18 protein-coding genes are annotated in these 23,490 nt (G+C 53.4%); 10 read left to right on the top strand and 8 right to left on the bottom strand.

All coding sequences use genetic code 11. The features are described 5' to 3' along the window. The first annotated feature begins 6 nt into the window (after window positions 1-6). The 4 genes from ACIKP9_RS11195 to ACIKP9_RS11180 all read left to right on the top strand — a co-directional run bounded on the left by ACIKP9_RS11195 (window position 7) and on the right by ACIKP9_RS11180 (window position 3,911). A complete protein-coding gene (locus tag ACIKP9_RS11195; protein ID WP_400882763.1) occupies window positions 7-1,320 on the top strand; it encodes a hemolysin family protein in 1,314 nt (437 codons plus the stop codon). Then, window positions 1,310-2,536: a UbiH/UbiF/VisC/COQ6 family ubiquinone biosynthesis hydroxylase gene (locus tag ACIKP9_RS11190; RefSeq protein WP_400882760.1), complete on the top strand. Its 1,227-nt coding sequence runs from the start codon at window positions 1,310-1,312 to the stop codon at window positions 2,534-2,536. The genes ACIKP9_RS11195 and ACIKP9_RS11190 overlap by 11 nt, the downstream gene beginning before the upstream one ends. A gap of 112 nt (window positions 2,537-2,648) precedes the next feature. Next, window positions 2,649-3,305 carry a pyridoxamine 5'-phosphate oxidase family protein gene (locus ACIKP9_RS11185; protein WP_400882757.1) on the top strand — a complete coding sequence of 219 codons (657 nt, stop codon included), beginning with the start codon at window positions 2,649-2,651 and terminating at the stop codon, window positions 3,303-3,305. Window positions 3,306-3,332: 27 nt separating this feature from the next. Then, on the top strand, window positions 3,333-3,911 hold the full coding sequence (locus tag ACIKP9_RS11180; protein ID WP_400882754.1) for an NADPH-dependent FMN reductase: 579 nt from the start codon (window positions 3,333-3,335) through the stop codon (window positions 3,909-3,911). On the opposite strand, the gene ACIKP9_RS11175 is transcribed toward ACIKP9_RS11180, so the two are convergent. Next, on the bottom strand, window positions 3,908-4,822 hold the full coding sequence (locus ACIKP9_RS11175; protein WP_400882751.1) for an SdiA-regulated domain-containing protein: 915 nt from the start codon (window positions 4,820-4,822) through the stop codon (window positions 3,908-3,910). The two genes, ACIKP9_RS11180 and ACIKP9_RS11175, sit on opposite strands and share 4 nt — an antisense overlap. Before the next feature lie 160 nt (window positions 4,823-4,982). Between ACIKP9_RS11175 and ACIKP9_RS11170 the strand changes: the two genes are divergently transcribed. Then, entirely contained in the window at window positions 4,983-5,444 is a 462-nt protein-coding gene (locus ACIKP9_RS11170) for an HIT family protein (protein WP_400882748.1), read from the top strand. Window positions 5,445-5,476: 32 nt separating this feature from the next. Here ACIKP9_RS11170 and ACIKP9_RS11165 read toward each other — a convergent pair whose 3' ends face one another. The 6 genes from ACIKP9_RS11165 to ACIKP9_RS11140 all read right to left on the bottom strand — a co-directional run bounded on the left by ACIKP9_RS11165 (window position 5,477) and on the right by ACIKP9_RS11140 (window position 14,584). Next, entirely contained in the window at window positions 5,477-6,427 is a 951-nt protein-coding gene (locus ACIKP9_RS11165) for an energy transducer TonB (RefSeq protein WP_400882745.1), read from the bottom strand. Next, complete coding sequence (gene mpl / locus ACIKP9_RS11160; RefSeq protein WP_400882742.1) at window positions 6,427-7,809, bottom strand: UDP-N-acetylmuramate:L-alanyl-gamma-D-glutamyl-meso-diaminopimelate ligase; 1,383 nt, start codon at window positions 7,807-7,809, stop codon at window positions 6,427-6,429. Before mpl ends, ACIKP9_RS11165 begins: the two co-directional genes overlap by 1 nt. Window positions 7,810-7,867: 58 nt before the next feature. Then, window positions 7,868-11,656: a methionine synthase gene (metH, locus tag ACIKP9_RS11155; RefSeq protein WP_400882739.1), complete on the bottom strand. Its 3,789-nt coding sequence runs from the start codon at window positions 11,654-11,656 to the stop codon at window positions 7,868-7,870. Between the two features lie 143 nt (window positions 11,657-11,799). Next, complete coding sequence (locus ACIKP9_RS11150; RefSeq protein WP_400882736.1) at window positions 11,800-12,846, bottom strand: VIT1/CCC1 transporter family protein; 1,047 nt, start codon at window positions 12,844-12,846, stop codon at window positions 11,800-11,802. Window positions 12,847-12,848: 2 nt separating this feature from the next. Further along, a complete protein-coding gene (locus tag ACIKP9_RS11145) occupies window positions 12,849-14,339 on the bottom strand; it encodes a YifB family Mg chelatase-like AAA ATPase (protein ID WP_400882733.1) in 1,491 nt (496 codons plus the stop codon). 2 nt (window positions 14,340-14,341) lie between these two features. Continuing rightward, entirely contained in the window at window positions 14,342-14,584 is a 243-nt protein-coding gene (locus ACIKP9_RS11140; protein WP_400882730.1) for an accessory factor UbiK family protein, read from the bottom strand. Between the two features lie 253 nt (window positions 14,585-14,837). Between ACIKP9_RS11140 and ACIKP9_RS11135 the strand changes: the two genes are divergently transcribed. From ACIKP9_RS11135 to gshB, 5 genes are all read left to right on the top strand, one after another. Continuing rightward, complete coding sequence (locus tag ACIKP9_RS11135) at window positions 14,838-15,629, top strand: TorF family putative porin (protein WP_400882728.1); 792 nt, start codon at window positions 14,838-14,840, stop codon at window positions 15,627-15,629. Window positions 15,630-15,696: 67 nt separating this feature from the next. Further along, window positions 15,697-16,035: a P-II family nitrogen regulator gene (gene glnK, locus ACIKP9_RS11130; protein ID WP_400882725.1), complete on the top strand. Its 339-nt coding sequence runs from the start codon at window positions 15,697-15,699 to the stop codon at window positions 16,033-16,035. Between the two features lie 9 nt (window positions 16,036-16,044). Further along, window positions 16,045-17,433, top strand: coding sequence for an ammonium transporter (locus tag ACIKP9_RS11125; protein ID WP_400882722.1), 1,389 nt, complete (start codon window positions 16,045-16,047; stop codon window positions 17,431-17,433). Window positions 17,434-17,818: 385 nt separating this feature from the next. After that, the gene (gene gshA / locus ACIKP9_RS11120) at window positions 17,819-19,102 is read left to right on the top strand and encodes a glutamate--cysteine ligase (RefSeq protein WP_400883378.1); all 1,284 of its coding nucleotides are present in this window, start codon (window positions 17,819-17,821) and stop codon (window positions 19,100-19,102) included. 19 nt (window positions 19,103-19,121) lie between these two features. Beyond that, the gene (gene gshB, locus ACIKP9_RS11115; RefSeq protein WP_400883375.1) at window positions 19,122-20,060 is read left to right on the top strand and encodes a glutathione synthase; all 939 of its coding nucleotides are present in this window, start codon (window positions 19,122-19,124) and stop codon (window positions 20,058-20,060) included. Between the two features lie 53 nt (window positions 20,061-20,113). Here the strand turns inward: gshB and ACIKP9_RS11110 are convergent, their stop codons facing one another. Further along, the gene (locus tag ACIKP9_RS11110) at window positions 20,114-22,861 is read right to left on the bottom strand and encodes a pilus assembly protein (protein ID WP_400882719.1); all 2,748 of its coding nucleotides are present in this window, start codon (window positions 22,859-22,861) and stop codon (window positions 20,114-20,116) included. Window positions 22,862-23,490: the final 629 nt, after the last annotated feature.

Below are 23,490 nucleotides of genomic sequence, written 5' to 3'. Positions count from 1 at the left end.
AACATCATGGAAAGCAATTTATTACTTATCCTGCTCGCCTTCTTCCTGGTCCTGCTCAACGGCTTCTTCGTCGCAGCCGAGTTCGGGCTGGTCAAACTCAGGCAAACCCGCGTCAAGGCGATTGCCAAGACCCACGGCTGGCGTGGCCGCATCCTCGCCAAGGTGCATAGCCAGCTAGATGCTTACCTCTCAGCCTGCCAGCTCGGCATCACCCTTGCCTCGCTAGGCCTAGGTTGGGTAGGTGAGCCAGCTTTCGCCCAGTTGCTGGAGCCATTCCTGTTCAGTGTTGGCGTCACCGCCCCAGAGCTCGTGCATGGCATCTCCTTTGTGGTCGCATTTTTCACCATCTCTTACCTGCATATCGTACTGGGTGAGCTTGCCCCCAAATCCATGGCTATCCGGCAGTCAGAGGTAATCGGCCTCTGGACCGCGGCACCTTTGTACGCCTTCTACTGGTTGATGTACCCCGCTATCTGGCTTCTCAATGCCAGCTCGAACTGGATACTACGCAAGTTTGGCCTGAGCACCGGGCATGCTAGCGACGCGCACTATTCAGCAGATGAGTTGAAGCTGATCTTGCGCAGTAGCCGCGCTTCTGAGGAGCTCACCAAGGACGAGTGGAACATCCTCGCCCACACCCTGGATTTCAGCGACCTGGAAGTCGCCGACCTCATGCGCCCGTTCAACGAGGCCATTTCGCTGTTTGCCAAGAACAGTTTCGAGGAGAATCTGCATATCATCTCCCAGCACCGCTACAGCCGCTATCCCTTTGTAGAGCTGGATGGCAAGGTCAAGGGCGTCATCCACCTCAAGAGCCTGTTCCTCGCCAAGTTTGAAGCAGATGACTTGCAAGACCTGAGCAGCTTTGTGCACCCAGCGCCGTTTGTCGCCCCGGATTTACCAGCGATTGAGCTGTTCCGCCGCTTCCGCGAAGGCAAGGCCAGCCACTTCGCCATTGTTGGGCGCAAAGGGCAGGAGCCACAAGGCTTCATCACCCTCGACAATATGCTGGGCGCATTGGTCGGCGAGATTCGCGATGAATTCCGTCAGAGCCAGAACGACTGGACAAAACTTGATGACGGCACCCTGATCGGCAAAGGTAGCCTGCCTATCTTCACGCTGGAACGGGCGCTGGGTATCGAGATTGATAACGATGACGAAGTGGACTCCGTTGGCGGGCTGATACTCGCCAAACTCGGCTATATCCCAAAAGAAGGCGAAAGTATCGCCTTTGAGCAATTCGATATTGTGGTCAAGAAAATGAACGGGCCACGCATCATTCTGGTACGCATACACCCCAAGCAAAAGCATGATGACTGAGACTACCGCGGTTGACCTGTTTATTGTTGGTGGCGGCATGGTCGGCAGCGCCCTGGCTGCCAGGCTTGCACCAAGCGGCATGCGTATCGCCGTGCTGGAAAGCTACGCCCCGGCGCCCTTTGATGCCACCAGCGCCCCCGATTTGCGCGTTTCAGCCCTGAGCCCGGCCTCCATTACTTTTCTTGAGCAAGTTGAGGCTTGGTCGAACATAGCAGCCATGCGTACTACGCCTTTCCAGCGCATGCAAGTGTGGGAAAACCACCAAGCCCAGGGCACCTTGTTTGATGCGGCAGAAGTTGATGCACCGTATCTCGGTCATATTGTCGAAAACAGGCTGGTACAGCTTGCCTGTCTGGAGACGTTATCGCGATACGACAACATCACGCTGCTATGCCCGGATGAGATCAGCCAGATTCATTACCAGCCCACAGGCAGCCGTATTTACCTGAAAAGTGGCCAGGTGTTCCAGGCCACGCTATTGATTGGTGCTGATGGTGCCAATTCAGCCGTCCGCAAGGCCGCCGGTATCGCACTGGATAGCCAGCAATACCCCATGCATGCCCTGGTTGCGACCGTCAGCATCCAAGGTGGAGCGCGCGACATTACCTGGCAGCGCTTCACGCCTGATGGCCCACAATCGCTACTCCCCCTGCCCGGCGACTATGCTTCACTGATCTGGTATCACCGCCCGAGTGAAGTACGCCGCCTGCTGGCACTGCAAGATGAGGCATTACTTGATGCGTTCCGTCAGCAGTTTCCTGCGGCATTACCCGAGATTACCGGCTTAATACATCGTGGCAGCTTTGCCCTCACGCGCAGCCATGCGCAGCAGTACGCACGTGAAGGCGTCGTGCTGATCGGCGATGCAGCCCACACCATTCATCCGTTGGCAGGGCAAGGCGTGAATCTTGGGTTCCAGGATGCTGCCGTGCTCAGCGAGATTTTGTTGCAGACCTGGCAAGAAGGTAGCGACATTGCTGCATTGGCCCGCCTGCAAGTTTACGAACGCCAGCGCAAGCTTGCCAACCATGTCATGCAACGTGCAATGGACGCTTTCAGCTACGGCTTCAGCAATGAGATTGCCCCTTTGCGCTTGCTACGCAATCTCGGCCTCAGGCTTGCCAACCATCCTGGCCTCGTCAAACGGGAAGTCATCCGATATGCCTTGGGCCTGACTCCATCAAGCCCCCTCAAGCACCTCGTCCAGCGATCCTGATCCATTCAGGGGTTGCTCGTACACCCTGGATCATCCTGTGTTGACGCAGGCCTCAATTTATCTCTACCATGCATCTATACAGATCTGTAAACAATGCGCATGGAGAAGATGAATGAGTGAAATCTACGGAGAGCAGCATAGGCAATGGCAGGAACATTTCGATGGTGTTGACATGGCAGACCGGGTACGCGATCTCATCGTGCTGCCGACCATTCCACCAGAGCATGCTGGTTTCATTAGCAGTCGTGATTTTTTCTTTCTTTCCACCGTCGATCACCGTGGATTCCCAACTTGCTCTTACAAAGGCGGACAGCCTGGGTTTGTGAAGATCGTCGATGACACCACCTTGGCCTTTCCTAGCCTGGATGGCAATAGCATGTATCTTTCCATGGGCAACCTCTCGCTCAACCCAAAGATAGGGATGCTGTTCATTGATTTCGAGACCCCGCACCGGGTGCGTGTGCATGGCACCGCAAGCATAGACCCTGCCGACCCATTATTAGCTGAATTCCAGGAAGCAGAACTGGTGGTCAGGGTAAAAATTGAGGAAATCTTCATCAATTGCCCGCGCTATATCCACAAACATCAGCGTATCGCCGCATCGCCTTATGTGCCGCAGGCCAACTGTGAAACACCGATGCCACAATGGAAGCGCCTGGATATTGTACAAGACGTGCTGCCAACGCCAGATCACGCCAAGGTAGCAGCCATGGGGGGTACCATCACCATGGATGAATATGGGGAACTCGTGATGAAAGGCAATGCCTGAGAAAGATCACTTAACAAGGAGACAGGTATGACAAAGTTACTAGGGATTTCCGGCAGCCTGCGTCAACATTCACTCAATACGGCACTGCTGAAAGCAGGCCAAGCTTTGCTACCGGATGGTGTCACGCTGGAAATCGCCACACTGCATGGCATACCACTCTACGATGGTGATCTGGAGGAAAAATCAGGTATTCCCGAAGCCGTCACGGCATTGAAGCAAAAAATCCTGGCGAGTGATGGCATTATCCTGGCTTCGCCCGAATACAATGCTGGCATTCCTGGCGTTTTCAAGAACGCGATAGATTGGGTTTCACGCCCGCCAGCAGAAAGCGCTGCCATTTTCCAGCGCCCTTTTGCCGTTATTGGTGCCTCACCATCCGGGTTTGGCACGATCTTGGGGCAACATGCCTGGCTAGGCGTATTACGACAGCTTGGTGCTGACTATTGGTCTGGCGGTAGATTGCTGATCTCGCGTGCCCACGAATCGTTCGACGACCAAGGCAAGCTCATTAATCAACGCAATCAGGATGAATTCGCCAAGTTCCTGCAAGGCTTTGCAAAGTTCCTGCAAGGCTTTGCAAAGTTCGCCTCCCGTCCTAAACCCTAGATTTGTTTGCCCGGGCCCGGCTTGAAGACATAAAACAGGTTGGGCTCGCTAATGACATAAATACGCTTATCCGGCCCGATCGCCAGCCCTTCCGCTTGTGGCACGCTACGGTGCAAGCCTTGGAACCCACGCCAGAGCGAAAGTGTATCCAGCAACCTGCCTTCGGCATCGTATTCAGCCACCATGCGCGAATCATCACTGAGCAACAATACATGCCCACTATCGGGCTCATACGTCACGGCAGATAAATCCCGCAAGCCACAGGAAGCCGTTTCACTCAGTTTCTCGATATGAATCGCAACGGGCTGGCCCGGCAATGCATCAACAAACCCGTGTATAGCGATCACGCGCTTGGGAGAACGCTCTTTTGCCACCAGCAAGCGCTGGCGCTCCTTATCCCAGGCGATGCCTTCAAAACCCTTATTGTCATTGGCATACATGGCCAGCGTCAGTGAAGGGGCATGGCTGACATCCACTTCATGCACACCCTCTGCTATCTCCGCCAGCACTACGCTATGCTTGGCCTCGTTGAGCAAGGCAAAGCGATGACCGCTGATGTGGGCAATGCCCTCCATATCATCAATTCCTGTCACCTTGATGGTGCGCAAGACCTCGCCTGTCAGTGACAACTCAACGATCAGGGGCTTTTGGTTGGAAACAGTAAAGAGGGTATGGGTTTCGTGGTTATAGCTCAGGTCTGATAGGTCAGAACCCACCCCGGGGATTTGCACCGCTTCATGCTCCACCACATAATGATTGAGGCGCAAAGCATCATGTGGCTTGGTTTTCTGTGCATGCCAAACATGCCACGCAATCGCCTCCCACCTTAAGGCATAAGCGACTGCCAGCAATGCAGCCATGATCAATATCAATAGCAAGCCTAAACGCTTGCGCGGGAGAAATCGGGCCATCCTGCTTTATAATCCTTGAAAATCCTTACAGCAAACACGCTGCAAGCTAAAGAAATCGAATCCTGCAAGACTTTGTGCCGCAGCACAAAGTTCCGCAACGTATGGATGACGATCAGTGAGCATTTAATCAATCTGCCATTCCATTAGGCTAACACGCATCATGACCAGAACCCTGTCGTTCCATAAACACTGCGAACTATGTACCACTGCCGGAGGCATCATCCTCTGGCAAGATGCGCTTTGCAGAGTCGTACAGATTGATGATCACGACTACCCTGGCTTTTGCCGCATCATCCTCAACCGCCACGTCAAGGAAGTCACTGATCTCAAGCGTGCTGACCGCGAGCACCTCATGCTGGTGGTGTTTGCAGTGGAAGAAGCCGTGCGTGAAGTGATGCGCCCAGACAAGATCAACCTCGCCAGTCTCGGCAACATGACGCCGCATGTGCATTGGCATGTTATTCCCCGCTTCAAGCGTGATCGCCACTTCCCCAACCCCATCTGGGGAGAAAGCAAGCGCGAAAGCCTGCCCCAGGCACTAGACGCCAGCAGTACGGAAGCCCTGAAAAGAGCGATTGCAGCTAGGCTTGATCAAGGTGAACGAGTATTCATGGGCATCTAGCCACGTATAACAAACACTCAGCTACCACATTGTTACTGCGTCGCTAGGCTGTCTTCCTTGGTAAAGGTCCAGGTGCGGGTAATGCCAATGATGTCGTATTCCTTGCGAATATCTTCCGGAAACGCGGCGTAAGGAGCAGCCAACTCCACGATACGCTTGGCGGCATCGTCCAGCACCTTGTGGCCGGAGCTACGCGTGATCTGTATATTTTCTATTGAGCCATCAGCACGAATATCTACCGATAATTGCAGCTTGCCATAGAGCTTTTGCTCCTTGGCGATCTCAGGGTAATTCAGGTTGCCAATTTTCTCCACCTTTTGCCGCCAGGCTTCGACATAGGTCGCAAAGCGATACTCCTGGGTACGCCCCCCCAGCTCCTTACGTTTGGGGCGCTTTTGATACTCGTCCTGCTGCTTGGCTATCTGGGCTTCCAGCCGGGCAATATCCATGCTGCTTGCCACCAAGTCACGTGCATTGAAATTTCTAGGTGCATCTTGTTGTCGCCCCTGATCAGGCGTAGCAGTTGCGGCACTCTGTGCAGGTGCTGATTCCAGCTTTTTCTGCTGGTTGATCTGGCTCATCAATTCCTGTGCCTGGCGCTCCAGCTCCGCCACTTTGTCTTGCTGGGTCTGTTGTTGCTTTTCCTGCCCAGGGCGCGAAGCAGAGGCGGCTTCCACAGCCTCGGCAGGCGCAAGCTCCGTCTTCTTTTTCTTCGGTGGCGGCAAAGCAGTCTTCATCTGCCGATCAAGATCAGTATTGCCTCCCCTATCCAGATTGGCCTGCGCCAGGGCATCTGCCTTCTTTGGTTTGGATTCAGTCTTGGCATTCACCAAGACGACTTCCAGTGGTGGAATCTTATCTTTGAAAAACTTGAGGTCGGGCGCCTCGAAATTGACTGAAAGAATAACAATGACGTGAACAATCGCTGAGAGCAGCAGTGCCCAGCCAAGGATTCCCAACTCTTTCAAGCCATGCAGGCGCACTAGGCCAGCCTCTCCAGCAGGCTCTGGTGGATGCCACCAAAACCGCCATTGCTCATCACCAGGATATGGTCGCCCGGCTGTGCCTCGGCAGCAATCGCCTCGATCAGCACCGCCATGCTGTCAAATGCTGCGGCCTTATGCTGGATGGGCTGCAAGGCAGCTGCCGCATCCCAACCCAAATGCTCGCTGTAGCAAAACACCAGGTCTGCATCAACCAGGCTGGCTGGCAATGCATCCTTCATCACGCCCAGCTTCATGGTGTTGGAGCGCGGCTCTAGCACGGCAAGAATGCGCGCCTTGCCGACTTTATCGCGCAAGCCTGCGACCGTGGTGGCAATCGCCGTAGGGTGATGGGCAAAATCATCATAGACGGTGATGCCATTCACCACACCGCGCACTTCCATGCGGCGCTTGACGTTCTTGAACTCAGTCAGAGCAGCGATACCTGTTTCAATGGCCACGCCGGCATGACGTGCCGCTGCCAGAGCAGCCAGGGCATTCATGCGATTGTGCTCGCCTAGCAACTGCCACTCAACACGTCCCCTGGCCTTGCCCTGAAAACGTACCGTAAAGCCACCCTCGGTATCGACCTCCAGCGCCTGCCAATCGGTACCGAAATACTCCACTGGCGTCCAGCACCCGCGCTTGATCACGCGCTTAAGACTATCTTCCTTGCCATTCGCCACGACTAGCCCACTGCTAGGCACGGTACGCACCAAGTGGTGGAATTGTGTCTCGATGGCATACAGATCAGCGAAGATATCCGCATGATCAAATTCCAGGTTATTGAGGATCGCCGTACGTGGGCGGTAATGTACAAACTTGGAGCGCTTATCGAAAAATGCCGTGTCGTATTCATCGGCCTCAATCACGAAAAACGGCGAGATGCTCTTCTCATCCTGTCGCGGCACGCCAGGAAGGCGCGCAGATACGCCGAAATTCTCCGGCACACCACCAATCAGGAAACCCGGGGCCAAGCCCGCATATTCCAATATCCACGCCAGCATGGAGGTAGTGGTAGTCTTGCCATGCGTCCCTGCCACAGCGAGCACCCACTTAGCCTGACCGCCTTGCTGAGCATAGAGGATATTCTCTGCCAGCCACTGCGGCCCAGAAATATAAGGCAAGCCACGATTGAGGATTTCCTCCATCAAGGGGTTGCCGCGTGCCACCACATTACCAACGACATAGATATCGGGATTGAGCGACACCTGCTCAGGGCCAAAGCCCTCGATCAGCTCTATGCCTTGAGCCTCAAGCTGCGTGCTCATGGGAGGATAAACATTCGCATCGCAGCCGGTGACGCGATGTCCGGCGGCCTTGGCCAGCACTGCAATACCGCCCATGAAGGTGCCACAAATACCGAGAATATGGATATGCATAACGCTCAATAAACTTTCAAATCAGGGTTGATTGTAGCAAAGCCGCTGCCTCAGATGCTCAGGACAGGTTCGGTGCCAGCCAGCGCTCCAGGTATTCCTTTGGCAAGCCGCGACGATTCGCCATATCCAGCAATTGGTCTTCGCCTATCTTGTCCACGCTGAAATACTTGGACTCAGGGTGGGCAAAATAAAAGCCCGACACCGCCGCCCCAGGCATCATGGCAAACGAATCAGTCAGCTGAATACTCACCTCTTCACATTGCATGACGTTGAACATATCCGGTTTGACGGTATGGTCGGGACAAGCCGGATAACCAGGCGCAGGGCGAATGCCACGATATTGCTCCTTGATCAGGGCCTCGTTGCTCAGCGCCTCATCAGGCACGTAGCCCCACAAATCCTTACGCACACGTTCATGCAGATATTCCGCAAACGCCTCTGCCAAGCGATCTGCCAACGATTTGAGCATGATGCTGCTGTAGTCATCATGGGCCGCCTCAAAACGCTGCTCGTATTTCTCTATGCCTAATCCACCAGTGACGGCAAACATGCCGATGTAATCGGCAATGCCACTATCCTTGGGGGCGATAAAGTCAGACAGGCATTGATTGGGGCGTTGCTCACCATTCACCACGGGCTTCTGCGTTTGTTGCCGCATGCCGTAGTAAGTAAACGCTACCTGGCTACGGCTATCATCGGTGTAAATCTCAATATCGTCGTCATTTACAGTATTCGCTGGCAACAAGGCTACCACGCCGCTGGCAGTGAGCCAGCGCCCATCAATAATCTTCTTCAGCATCGCCTGCCCTTCGGCAAACAGCTTGCTGGCAGCCTCGCCAACGACCTCATCCTTGAGGATAGCGGGATATGGCCCAGCCAAGTCCCATGTCTGGAAGAACGGGCCCCAATCGATATATTGCGCAATCGTCGCCAGATCAATGTTCTTGAAGACGCGACGGCCAATGAACTTGGGCTTGATCGGTGTATTCGCACCATCAAAGCTGAGCTTGGCCTTGTTGGCACGCGCATCAGCAATCGTCAGCAACGGTGTGCCTTTTTTGTTGGCATGCTGGATACGCACCCGCTCGTAATCCTGCTCCAGATCGGCGATATAGCTGTCGCGTTGTTCTGGCGTGAGCAGGGATTGCATCACCGAGACCGAACGCGAGGCGTCCGGCACGTAGATCACCGGGCCATCATAGTGCGGTGCGATCTTGACTGCGGTATGCGCACGCGATGTAGTCGCACCACCAATCAACAACGGCATCTTGAGGCCATGGAAATAAGGGTCACGTTGCATCTCACGCGCCACATGCGCCATCTCCTCAAGAGAAGGCGTAATCAGGCCGGAAAGGCCGATGATATCTGCCCCGGTGGCCTTGGCCTGCTCCAGGATCTCTGAGCACGGCACCATCACGCCCATATTCACCACCTCGAAGTTGTTGCATTGCAACACCACCGAGACAATATTCTTGCCGATGTCGTGCACATCGCCCTTGACCGTGGCAATCACCATCTTGCCCTTGGGTTTGGCCACAATGCCGGTGCGCTCCTCTTCTGCGCGCTTTTCTTCCTCGATGAAAGGCACCAGGTGCGCTACAGCCTGCTTCATGACGCGGGCCGATTTCACCACCTGCGGCAGGAACATCTTACCCTGGCCGAATAAGTCACCGACCACATTCATGCCATCCATCAATGGGCCTTCAATCACGTGGATTGGGCGACCACCGTTATTCATGACTTTTTGCCGGGCTTCTTCGGTATCCGCCACGATAAATTCGGTAATACCATGCACCATGGCATGTGCCAAGCGCTTTTCCACGGTGACGGGATTTTCTGGCGTGCCGCGCCAATCCAGGGTAGCTTCCTGTTTTTTACCACCTGCCGCCAGGGTGGCGGCGAATTCGATCATGCGCTCGGTCGCATCTTCACGACGATTGAGCACCACATCCTCAACCCGTTCGCGTAGCTCGGGGTTCAAGTCGTCATAAACGCCTATCATGCCGGCATTGACGATGCCCATGGTCATACCCGCCTTGATGGCATGGTAAAGGAAGACCGTGTGGATAGCCTCTCGCGCTGCCTCATTGCCGCGGAAGCTGAAACTCACATTGGAAACACCACCGGAAATCCGCGCGTAGGGCAGGTTTTCCTTGATCCAGCGTGTGGCATTGATAAAGTCCACGGCGTAGTTATTGTGCTCTTCGATACCCGTCGCCACGGCAAAGATATTCGGGTCGAAGATAATGTCTTCAGGCGGGAAATCCAGCTTGTCCACCAGCAAGTCATAGGCGCGCTTGCAAATCTCCACCTTGCGCTCAAAGGTATCAGCCTGTCCGACTTCGTCAAAAGCCATGACAATCACCGCAGCACCATAGCGGCGGCATAGTGTGGCCTGGCGCAGGAACTCTTCCTCGCCTTCCTTCATGGAAATCGAGTTCACGATGGATTTACCCTGCACACACTTGAGGCCAGCCTCGATCACTGCCCACTTGGAGGAGTCGATCATGATGGGTACGCGGGCAATATCTGGCTCGGAAGCCACCAGGTTAAGGAAGTGCGTCATGGCGTGTATGGCATCCAGCATGCCTTCATCCATATTGATGTCGATTACCTGCGCGCCGTTCTCAACCTGCTGGCGCGCCACCACTAATGCCTCTTCGTATTGCTCGTTGAGGATCATGCGCGCAAAGGCCTTGGAGCCAGTGACGTTGGTACGCTCGCCGACGTTCACATAGAGCGAATCTTCATCAATCGTGAATGGCTCCAACCCTGCCAGTCGGGTCGCCACAGGAATCTCTGGAATACGACGCGGTGCAATCGTCTTGACCGTCTCTGCAATCGCCGCGATATGCGGCGGCGTGGTGCCGCAACAGCCACCAGCAATATTGACGAAGCCGCTCTCGGCAAACTCCTTGAGTAAGGCCGAAGTATCAGCAGGCTTTTCATCAAAGCCAGTATCCGACATGGGATTAGGTAAACCCGCATTCGGGTAAATACAAACAAAGGTCTCGGCGATTTTGCTCAGCTCTTCCGCATATGGCCGCATCAGCGCAGCACCCAGGGCACAGTTCAGGCCTATGGTCAGTGGGCGCGCATGGCGCACCGAGTTCCAGAATGCAGGCACGGTCTGGCCTGACAGGATACGTCCCGAGGCATCCGTCACTGTGCCAGAAATCATGATGGGCAAACGCTTGCCGGTTTCCTCGAAATACTGGTCGATCGCAAACAGCGCCGCCTTGCAGTTCAAGGTATCAAAAATGGTCTCGACCATCAGGATATCTGCACCGCCATCAACCAGGCCGCGGGTCTGTTCATGATAAGCCGCCACCAGCTGGTCAAAGGTCACGTTGCGCGCGGCTGGGTCGTTCACGTCAGGGGAGATGGATGCGGTCTTGGGCGTCGGGCCCAGCGCGCCTGCCACAAAACGTGGCTTATCAGGCGTGGAATAATTATCGCAAGCTGCACGTGCCAGCTTGGCAGCCTCGACGTTCATTTCATAAGCCAAGTGGGCCATGAAATAGTCTTCCTGCGCCACGCTGGTCGCCCCGAAGGTATTGGTCTCGATAATGTCGGCACCAGCTGCCAGGTATTGCTCATGAATTTCCTGGATGATGCGCGGCTGGGTAAAGGTCAACAGTTCGTTATTGCCTTTGACGAACAGCTCCCGCTCGCCCGCTGGCGCGGCAAAATCGGCAAAGCGGCCACCAGGCCCGCCACGGTAATCCTCTTCCGTCAGCTTGTATTGCTGGATCATGGTCCCCATCGCACCATCCAGAATCATGATGCGCTTGGCGAGGATTTCCCTGAGCAAGACCTCGGTGGGGGACATTTCGTAATGTTTCATGCAAAACCTTAAATGCTGGCGGACTGACACCTGCCAGGTGATTGAATATTCAGCGCGTGATTATAAAACAGCTGGGGCATCCCGCATAACACAGCGATGATTTCAATGCGGATTCTTGGCCTTAGTTAGCAGGCTAAGGCAGGCTAGGCAAGCAAGCCAGTACCCAACAGGCTGCCTATCCAATAGGTCAAGCCACCAGCAGCAGCCCCTATCAGCAACATACGCGCACCACCATAGAGCATATTGCGGCCACTGAACAAGGCCAAGGTGGCACCCACAATAAACAGCGCCGCTCCCGTCAGGCCCAACGCCAGCTCCAACGCATGCGTGGGGAGATGCAACAACCATGGCAGCAAGGGAATCGTACCGCCGAGCAGAAACGACACAAACGACGAGATCGCTGCCGCCCATGGCGACCCGAGTTCATCAGGGTTCAAGCCCAGCTCTTCGCGCGTCAGGACATCCAAGCCCAACTCTGGGTCAGCTACCAAGCGATTGGCCAACTGCTGTGCTTCCGTTGCCTCCAGGCCTCGCGCCTGGTAAATCAGGGCCAGCTCAGCAGCTTCTTGTTCTGGGTATAGCGCCAACTCCTCACGCTCCAGGGCAATCTGGTGCTCAAACAGTTCGCGCTGCGAACGCATGGATACATACTCACCCGCCGCCATAGAAAACGCACCGGCCAACAGCCCTGCCACCCCGGATAGCAAAATGACCGAAGCGCTGCTTGATGCGCCTGCCACCCCTAATACCAGGCAGGCGATAGACACCAGCCCATCATTCACCCCAAATACGGCAGCGCGCAAACCGCCATTGTTGCCCGCCAGCTTATGTCGCCCGCCCACTTCATTCACCTGGGTCGGCATGGCATGGCTAGGCAGATCCATGCGCTTTGCACCATAGGCCGACAAACCACGCACCTTGCTGGCCGCCAATACCGGGCGAATACGCCTGGGCCCGAGGCCATGTGCCAACCAGACGATCATCCGGGTACGCATATCGGGCCGATAAGCAGCAACCGTATGCCCGGCCTCTGCCAGCTTCGCCTCCCACACTTGGGCTTGTTGCATAGCAGCGGCTTCCAACCCCTCAAACATCTGCGCCAACGCTGGATCAGGCTCACACTTTGACAGCGCGTTGTATAAATAAGCCGAGCGCTGCTCTTCGCGCCACCCCTGCAAGAAATCTGTCATTTCTATAATCCCAGCCTGCGATACTGCACCGCTTCGGCAATATGTGCACTTTGTATGCCATCGCTCGCAGCGAGGTCGGCAATGGTACGCGCCACCTTGAGAATGCGGTGATAAGCACGTGCAGAGAGATCAAGCCTTGCCATCGCCTGCTTCAGCAATGCACTGCCGGCAGCGTCCGGCTGACAATACTCATCCACCTGAAGACTGGTCAACAAGTGGTTGCTCACCCCTTGCCTATCCAGTTGCCGCTGCCTTGCCACCTCCACACGCGCCTTGATCGTGGCGCTGGCTTCCCCTGTTGCCGCATGCAGCAATTCGTCCTCACTCAAGGCGGGCACCTGGATATGGAGATCAATGCGATCCAGCAGTGGACCGGATAAACGCTGGCGATAGCGAGCGATCTGATCCGGCGTGCATCGACACTTGCCGTTAGGATGGCCGCAATAACCGCATGGGCAAGGATTCATCGCGGCAATCAACTGGAAACGGGCTGGAAACTCTGCCTGCCGCGCCGCGCGCGAAACCGTGATATGCCCTGACTCCAGCGGCTCTCGCAAGACCTCAAGCACCTTGCGATCAAACTCAGCCAACTCGTCCAGGAACAACACGCCGTGATGGGCCAGCGAAATCTCGCCCGGCTTGGGAATCGCACCACCGCCAACCAAGGCGACACCTGACGCTGTGTGGTGAGGCGCGCGATAAGGGCGCTTTCCCCAATCCCTGGCATGAAAGCCCTTACTCAGCGATTGGATGGCAGCAGACTCCAAAGCCTCTGCTTCCGTCATTGCAGGCAAAATGCCAGAGAAACGCGAAGCCAGCATGGATTTACCGGTACCGGGCGGGCCAGACATCAGCACGCTATGCCCGCCTGCGGCGGCAATTTCCAGCGCACGCTTGGCCTGAAGCTGACCTTTCACCTCGGCAAAATCTGCAACTGCGATTACTGTTGACACACCAGCCACGGACTGTGGCAACAATTGTTCACGGCCTGCCAGATGCGCACATACTTGCAGCAGGCTATTGGCAGGCAAGACGGTGGCACCCTGCACTAGCGCTGCTTCCATCGCACTCTCTTGAGGCAGGATAAACGTGCGGCCACTCTCTCTCGCTTTATACGCCATGGCCAATGCACCACGGATAGTACGCAACTCACCTGTCAACGCCAGCTCACCAGCCACTTCATACTGATCAAGCCCTTGAGCAGGAATTTGGCCGGATGCGGCGAGAATGCCTAATGCAATCGGCAAATCATAACGTCCGCTTTCCTTGGGAAGGTCGGCAGGTGCCAAGTTGACGGTGATGCGACGTGCGGGAAATTCAAACTGGGCGGTTTGCAACGCAGCCCGCACCCTGTCCTTGCTTTCCTTCACCTCTGCTTCGGGTAAACCGACGATGGCAAAGCTCGGCAAGCCATTGGCGAGATGCACTTCTACCGCAACCTCTGGTGCCTCCATGCCAGCCAAGGCACGGCTATACAACACCGCAAGCGCCATGGTCAGGAAGGCTGTCCTAGCTTGATTTCAATATCGGCTAATTGCTTTTCCAAATCAGCAAGTTGAGCGCGTGTTTTACGTAGCACTTCTGCCTGGATATCAAACTCTTCCCGCGTCACAAGCTCCAGTTTAGTGAATGCGCCCTGTAATAGTGCATGCACATTGTGCTCGATGCCTTCAGCTGGCAAAGAAGAGTATATTTCCTTGATTTTATTTGACAATTCTTCAAAAAACTGAGCATTCATGACTTAAAAATCTCCCAAAACATCCGCAGTTTAGCAGCTTTTTCTTAGCAAAAATCCAGATTAAACATAACAAACTCAATCACTTACAGATAAAAGTCAAGCTCCGCACCATTCCAGATCGTCAAAAATCCAAAAAAATACATCATAAGTTATTGTTTTATATAAATGTTGTTTTTATGGCACAGGTGTTGCTTATTACCCAACGCAGAGTTTTCGTTGTCGTTTTATTTTTCAAACCTTGAAAGGGTACATTATGCGTAATTCGCTTCTACTTGCCGCCATCGTTGGCACCTTTGCAGCACCTGCCGCCGTTATGGCCGAAGAAGCTGCTGAGGCGACCTCCCCTCACACCATTACATACAACATTGGCCTCACAAGCAACTACATCTTCCGTGGTACCAGCCAATCTGGTGACCGCCCAGCCGTACAAGGTGGTGTAGACTATTCCCACTCCAGTGGCTTCTATGTAGGTACCTGGGCTTCCAGCATCAGCTGGCTGGCTGATACCGGCGCCGATGGTGCAGGTGGTGACCGCGCTTACAACAGTTCCAGCATGGAATGGGATCTGTATGGTGGTTACACTGCTGAAATCGGTGAATCTGGCGTAACTTATGACGTGGGTGTATTGCAATATATCTACCCAGGTCGCAGAAACAGTGCACCTGACACATTTAATGCAGACACCACTGAAATCTACGGCGGTCTATCCTATAAGTGGGTTTCTGCAAAGTACTCCTGGTCTCCAAGCAAGTCTGCTTTCGGCTTTAGAGGCCGTGGCGCAAGCTATATCGACCTGACATTGGAAGTTCCATTTGGCGAATCTGGCTATAGCGCGATTGCCCACGTGGGTCGTCAAGAGTTCGGCAATGGCCCTAACGAATACGACTACACTGACTGGAAACTGGGCTTGAGCAAGGCTTGGGATAACGGTATCGTAGTTGGTGGTTACTATACTGACACCGATGCTGACCGTAGCGCGTTTACCTATGGCCCTGTGTTCTCCGGTAAGGAAAACTGGACTTTGTTCGTGCAAAAGACTTTCTAAAAAGACAGTCATGTTAGAAGGCAAGGCAGATTGCCTTGCCTTTCTGCTTTTATAAGAGGAGATAACCATGAAATTTGTATCCGCCATCATCAAGCCATTCAAGCTTGACGAAGTGCGTGAAGCTCTTTCCTCCATTGGAGTGCAAGGCATCACTGTCACTGAAGTCAAAGGCTTTGGTCGCCAGAAAGGCCACACTGAGCTTTACCGTGGTGCAGAATATGTTGTCGACTTTTTGCCCAAGGTCAAACTGGAAGTTGCAATTGCCGATGAGTTACTTGACCAAGTCGTCGAAGTGATCGAAAAATCTGCTACCACTGGCAAAATCGGTGATGGCAAAATCTTCGTCTTCGACCTGGAACAAGTTTATCGCATTCGTACTGGCGAAACTGGCGCCGACGCGCTTTAAGGGGTTAATATGAAAAAAATTCTTTCCATGATTGCACTGGTTGGCGCACTGGGTTTTTCCGGTTTTGCGCTGGCTGAAGAAGAGGCTGTCATCGTTGATGAAGCCGTTGCCACCGAAGTTGCACCTGCCGCTGCTGCAGAAGTTGTAGAAAAAGCGACAGAAGCAGCACTTACCCTCAGCGCAGGCGATACTGCCTGGACGATCGTTGCCACGGTACTAGTATTGGCGATGATTATTCCCGGAGTTGCCTTGTTCTATGGCGGCTTGGTGCGTACCAAGAATATGGTGTCTGTCCTGACACAGGTTTTTGTCACCACTGCACTCATGTCAGTGATCTGGGTCGTATATGGCTATAGCCTGGCCTTTACCGACGGCGGCAGCCTGAACGCCTATATCGGCGGCTTCAGCAAAACTCTGCTCGCTGGCATTACACCAGATACCTTGCTGGATGGCGGCACTATTCCCGAATATGTCTTCGTCACATTCCAATTGACCTTTGCAGCTATTACCCCTGCACTGATTGTTGGTGGTTTTGCAGAGCGCATGAAATTTTCTGCAGTGCTTACATTCCTTGCATTGTGGGTCACATTCGTCTACATCCCTATTGCCCACATGGTATGGGGCGGCGGCTTCCTCGGCGAGCTAGGCGCAGCTGACTTTGCTGGCGGCACCGTGGTTCACATGAATGCAGGTATTGCAGCACTGGTCGGTGCGATTGTAGTTGGCAAGCGCCTGGGCTATGGCAAGGAAGCCATGCCTCCGCACAGCATCACATTGACCATGATCGGTGCCTCCATGCTGTGGGTAGGCTGGTTCGGCTTCAACGTCGGTAGTGAGTTGGCCGCCGACGGTACTGCCGGCCTGGCGCTCATCAACACTCAAGCTGCCACTGGCGCTGCTGTCCTGGGCTGGTTGTTTGCTGAATGGCTGTTCAAGGGTAAACCATCCCTGCTGGGTGCTGTTTCCGGTGCTGTTGCAGGCTTGGTTGCCATCACTCCTGCTTGCGGCTTCCTCGGTCCTGTTGGCTCCATCATCCTCGGCTTTGTTGCCAGCGTGATTGCCTTCTGGGCAGTGACTAGCCTCAAGGTTAAACTGGGCTACGATGACTCCCTGGATGTATTTGGCATCCACGGTGTCGCTGGCTTGATCGGTGCAATCGGCACTGGCATCCTCATGAGCACTGATTTCGGTGGCGTAGGCTACGAAGAAGGCGTGACCATGGGCAGCCAGCTCTACGCACAAGCAGTTGCGATTGGCGTGACGATTGTATGGGGCGGCCTCGGTAGCTACATCCTGTTCAAGATCGTTGACCTCTTCATCGGCCTGCGTGCCACTGAAGAAGCTGAACGTGAAGGCTTGGATACTGCTGAGCACGGTGAACGCGCGTATCACTACTAAAATCCTCATCGCGGGATAAACAAACGGGCGCTTAAAGCGCCCGTTTTTCTTTGATACCAGCGGTTCAACCATCACGGCCTACACTGCTCAACACCTTCATGCACCCAATCGGGGCAATCCTGCACCACTTGATCACAACATTCATCGACAACCCTGCAAAACCAGCCTGATTTGGCCCTGAAAAACTGGCACAGCACTTGCTTATGTATTAGCAAGCGTAATGTGATCTTTACGTCGCAAGACCTAGAACATTTTACTGCCTAGTTTTATGCATTATCTCCTCCTCCTCAGGGCGCTTATAGCGCCCTTTTTTTTCGCCTCTGCACAGCTTTAGGCTAAAATCTCCGCCTATTCTCTTGGCTTATCAGGTGCACCCCTTACCATGATGGTTCCACACCTTACAACGGCCCTTACCGGCCCCTTACTTGAACTGGAAAAACGGCTGCTCGACAACATGCCGCGCATTGAGCACTGGTTCCGCAGCCAATGGCAAGAACATGGTGCCCCGTTCTATGCTTCAGTAGATTTACGTAACGCAGGCTTTAAGCTCGCGCCAGTTGATACTAATCTGTTTCCAGGAGGCTTCAACAACCTCAACCCAGACTTCTTGCCGCTCGGGATTCAAGCGGCAATGGTGGCTGTAGAAAAAATTTGCCCTGATGCTCGCCGACTACTAGTGATTCCAGAGAATCACACGCGCAACACTTTTTATCTGCGTAATGTATATGCCCTTACCCACATCTTGCGCCAAGCAGGGCTGGAAGTGCGCATAGGCAGCATTTCACCCGAGATTACAGAACCTACATTCCTGGAAACGCATGATGGGCACAGCATCCTGCTAGAGCCAGTACAGCGCAAGGGCAATCGCCTGGTGCTGGATAACTTCGACAGCTGCGCCATCCTGCTCAATAATGACCTGTCAGGTGGTGTACCTGAAATACTGCAAGGGCTGGAGCAATCATTAATCCCACCATTGCACGCAGGATGGGCCACGCGCCGTAAATCGCATCATTTCAGTGCCTATAACCACATCGTGGAAGAATTTGCTTCCCTGATCGAGATAGACCCTTGGCTACTCAACCCTTATTTCGACACCTGTGACGGCCTGGATTTTCATGCGCGTGTTGGCGAAGATCAACTGGCAGACAAAGTAGAAGCCCTGCTGGCGAAAATCCGTGAGAAATATGCAGAATATGGCGTGAAGCAGGAGCCATTTGTCATCGTCAAGGCCGATGCTGGCACCTATGGTATGGGCATCATGACCGTGAAGAGTCCTGACGATGTGCGTGACCTCAATCGCAAACAACGCAACAAAATGTCCGTGGTGAAGGAAGGTCTCAAGGTCAGCGAAGTCATCCTGCAAGAAGGCGTTTATACCTTCGAGCACCTCAACGAAGCCGTTGCCGAGCCGGTGATCTACATGATGGATCACTTCGTGGTGGGTGGTTTTTACCGTGTGCATACTTCACGTGGCGCTGACGAAAACCTCAATGCCCCTGGCATGCACTTTGAGCCGCTCGCCTTTGCCACACCCTGCTCCACGCCAGATTGTGCAGGCGCACCAGATGCACCACCCAACCGCTTTTACGCTTACGGCGTGGTCGCGAGGCTGGCACTGCTTGCCGCCTCCATCGAACTGGAAGAAACTGACCCGGACAACCTCGACTAGAGCTATTAACACTTCAATGATGCGCATCGCTTTTATTCTCGACCCGCTGGACAGCCTCAAGCCCTACAAGGACACTAGCCTGACCATCATGCGCGAAGCCGCATCACGCGGGCACTCGCTATATGTTGCCATGCAACACGACATCCTGCTGCGTCACAACGAAGCTAGGCTGAGGTGTCACCCTTTCAAGTTTGCAGAGGGTGCAACATGGTATTCACTGGGCAGCATGGCAGAAGAAGCACCGCAAGCCTTTGATGCCATCCTCATGCGCAAGGATCCACCGTTCGACAATGAATATCTCTACAGCACCTACTTGCTAGAGCAGGCGGCAAAACAAGGAGCTCGCGTTTATAACAACCCTGCTGCCATTCGCGATTGGAATGAAAAGCTCGCGGTACTCAACTTCCCGCAGTTTGCACCTACTTTCCTGGTCAGCAGCGAACAAGCAGTGATTCGAGAATTTCTGGCTGAGCATGAAGATATCGTCGTCAAGCCACTGGATGGCATGGGTGGCAGCGGCGTATTCCGCCTCAAACAGGGTGACCCCAATCTCGGTGTCATCCTTGAAACCATCACGCAACATGGCAAGCAGACCATCATGGCGCAACGCTACCTGCCTGCGATTACACAAGGTGACAAACGCATTATCGTCCTTGATGGCGAGCCTCTGCCTTACGCGCTGGCCCGCATCCCGCAAAATGGCGAAACTCGTGGCAACCTTGCCGCTGGCGGTAAGGGAGTTGCCCAACCACTGACTGATCGTGATTACGAGATCGCCAATACCGTCGGCAAGGTGCTGAAGGAAAAAGGCTTATTCTTGGTCGGCCTGGACGTGATCGGCGAACATCTCACCGAAATCAACGTCACCAGCCCTACGGGCATGGTCGAGATTGCCGCACAAACGGATTGCAATCCAGCCAGCATCCTGCTCGACAGGCTGGAAGCCGCCGCACAATAAAAAAGCCAGGGTGCACACCCTGGCTTTGGTAAAGTATTTCCCTTGAGGGAATGCTACTTGGTCAGTTCACGCCAGCCAGTGCGCCGGGATACACTATCAGAAGCAGCAGTATCAATGCCTATCGTGGTCTTGCGGCCTTGTGCATCGGTAATGATGGCTTTCAACTGCCCATTGGGCAGGCGCACAATCACCATCCCCACCGTCAACCCTGTAGCCAGTTTCTGGCCAAAATGCGTTGCGCCTGGCACCATCAGTCCTGTACGGTAATCAAACTGGTAAACCCGCGTCGTCCCGCCTAGCGAGCAACCATCGGAATTGACATTATCAATCTGCGGGGTGTTGCTGTTGATAGTCAATGTGCCCAGCGCCAATTGAGGATCAAGATTAACGCGCTCGCGCGTCTCAGGCAGATCAACATACCAGCCACCACCTGCCCAATCCAGCGCACTGCCATCAATCGAGGAAGTCGTATCGCCATGCGTGATGACTCGGGCTGTCAGCGCACGTCCGGTGTAACTCACGCCATTATCGCGAATGGCATATACCGACTGCACCTGGCTGTTGGTAACATCGCTTAGCCCCAAGTAGCGACCAGTGGCCACGAAAATGACTGGCTCTGTCACCTTGGGCACCTTGCCAATTTCAGGCTTGGTGGTAATCGGCTGGCCGAGACCTGCCGGATCAGTCAGCCTAGCCATGAGACTAATCGTAGGGATGGATACTTCTAGATTAACTTTCCACAAGTTGCCTTGGAGATCACCACCGTACAATGCCACCGAAGCGGCATTGATATCGGCGTTACCGTTAATCCCAGAACTACTAGCCAGCTTCGCAAAGCCACTCGGCGTCTCAGCCGTACCCTCACCTGTACCTAGCTTGTGAATCAATGCCCCAGTAATCGCATCCACCACGAACAGGTACCCTTGGCCATTGCCGGGCGAGACATTGTTATAACCCGAAGTGAATATCACCACCCAACGGCCTGCATTGGCGCTACCTTCCGGCAGCTTGGTAATGATAGGGTTACCATAAGTAAACCCCAGGTCTGCATCCGCATGACTGCAATAAGCCTCGCTATGGCAGAACTCCCACAATGCTTTGGGGTTATCTTCATTGGTTACATCCAATGCATAATATCCACGCCCACCTGCATTCAAGCCCCCGACCAGAATAGTGCGCCAGGCAGAAGTTGAGGCATCATAAACATCCATCACCTGTGGCGAACCATCCACGAGGAACTGGTGATTCGCACCGTAGTTCTTGTCAGCCAGCTTATACATATTAGGCATGACAGAGTGGGGCACATAGGCCCAGCTTTCTGCACCACTGGTCGTGTTGAATGCGTGCAACATGCCGTCGTTACCGCCTACATACAGCATGCCATGCCGATCCGCCTGTGCAGTCTTGAACGCTTGGTAATTAGGGGTGACGCTATCAATAAAGTTGAATCGCGGTTGCTTCACGTAGGCAGGCGCAGAGTTGACGATATCGCCAAGCAAATGCGTGCGCAGACGGTAGGCTTTCTCAGTTTGGGCAAGCTCACCACTATTGATAGATTGACCACGCAGGTAATTCAGCAGGTTCTCGCCTGAATTTGCAATCTCCTTGGTGGCAGCAGTGAACCCATTGCACTGTGATAGCAACTCGCACTTGTTATTAAAGTAAGCTTTTTCCTCAACACTCAAGTTATCCCATGCAAATGGCTCAATCATCTGCGAGCTGGGATCAATCTTGAAGATACTACGGCCGCTGCCATTCAACTGTGCCTGCGCACTCCACACATGGGCCTCACTGACCGTGCCATCGGCCGGGTTGATGGTCTGCGCCTGCACGTCGCCATCCCAATGCACACTGCGATAAGTCGAGCTGAAAATATAGTTATCAGTTTGGGTAATATTCGGGCTACTGGTTGCTGAAGCCGCCGCTGCACCTGTTCTATCAGATACGCCAGCCAAGGCGCTACGCAAACCGGAAATCAACTCCTTGGGCTGCTTGGCACTGAAATACAAACCACGACCATTGACAGCGGCATGCCAGAGATCGTCCAACGCACTGGGAGAATCTGCCACTGGCTTAGGCCAATCCAGGAACCCTTGTTTAATCTCGGCAAAATCTCCTTCACTAGCCACTTCATAATCGGATCGATAATCCAACTCTCCATCTAGCCCCAGCCCCAACGTAAAAGTGTTCATATGTTGTGCGGCATATTTATCTTTACTCGTTGTTGGAACCTTATTTTCCATATCCTCACGCAAGTCGGTTTTATAGTAGTACATAGCAACATCAGCAAGCGTATCTGTCGCTCCAGCAACCGCACCATCATATGCACCATCTGCCCGCCTGGAATATCCACCATCAACATTGTCTTGATTTTTTATATTTGCCCCTCCACCAATATCAACTCCAACCCCTCCATTCCAATAGCCATCAGTAGTTAATATTGCAAAATTCTGCTGACAAGCAAACTGCACAGGATCATCCTTCATCCCGGCATTAATACCATCCGTCTTGCCTGCATAATGACGGCCAACACGAGACAGAGCGGGCCGTAAAGGGGTACCAGTTCCAGTGTTACCGGTGACTGAAGATGAATAGAACTTTTTGTACCATGCCTCCTTATGAGCTGGTTCAAAATCTGCAATTTTGAGATACTTTTCTTCCCTTACTGGATTACCAGTATTAATCGTGACGAATCCAACTCGGTAACTATTATCAATCGTCGAAAATGCAGCACCTGCAGCAGTTTTCATTGTCATCATGCGTGTACGGTAATAAGCATACCAGTTGGAGAAATTGGTCATTTCCTCGGTATAACTACAACTAGTTCCAGAACAATCAATACGATCTAATGACTTGGTATATGTGTTAGTTGAAACAATATCAACACGTTTGAAATTGCCGTAACGAGCATATAAGTGGCCACTATCAAGTTTTGCCTGACATTTATTTACTCCTCCACTTTGCCCACTGACTGCCTGAGAGGTAGAAGAGTCGTCTGCAAAATCACTGGTACTACAAAACCTGACATACGCAGGCACAGGGTGCGTTGTCGTTGGGCTGGCACTTAACGTGCACTCATTCAAGTTACTTTTCGTGCAATATTCCTTGGGAATAATCAAAAAATAATGAGGATTGCTCGTTTGTTTGACGACTGCGCGAGTGTAGCTACCAAATGGCCAGTCATAATCTCCCGCTTGATTATCAAACCCACTATTTGGTGTTGTGGTACGTTGATCAATCCCATTTCTCTTGCAATCATTATTGGAATTCGTGGTGCAATAGTATCGTTCTGGATAGGCAGTAACTAAATTAGCAATACCAGAGTTTTGTTGGCATGTATCACTAATCGAGTGACCATTCACCCTTACTGATTTCCATCCATTTGTATTTCCACTCGTCATGGATGGCAAATATTGAGAAGCGTCACAGG

The sequence above is a fragment of the Methylobacillus methanolivorans genome (assembly GCF_044751345.1).
Classification (GTDB): Bacteria; Pseudomonadota; Gammaproteobacteria; order Burkholderiales; family Methylophilaceae; genus Methylobacillus; species Methylobacillus methanolivorans.
The sequence above is the reverse complement of the archived record's forward strand: the minus strand, read 5'-3'. Positions and strand labels throughout refer to the sequence as shown.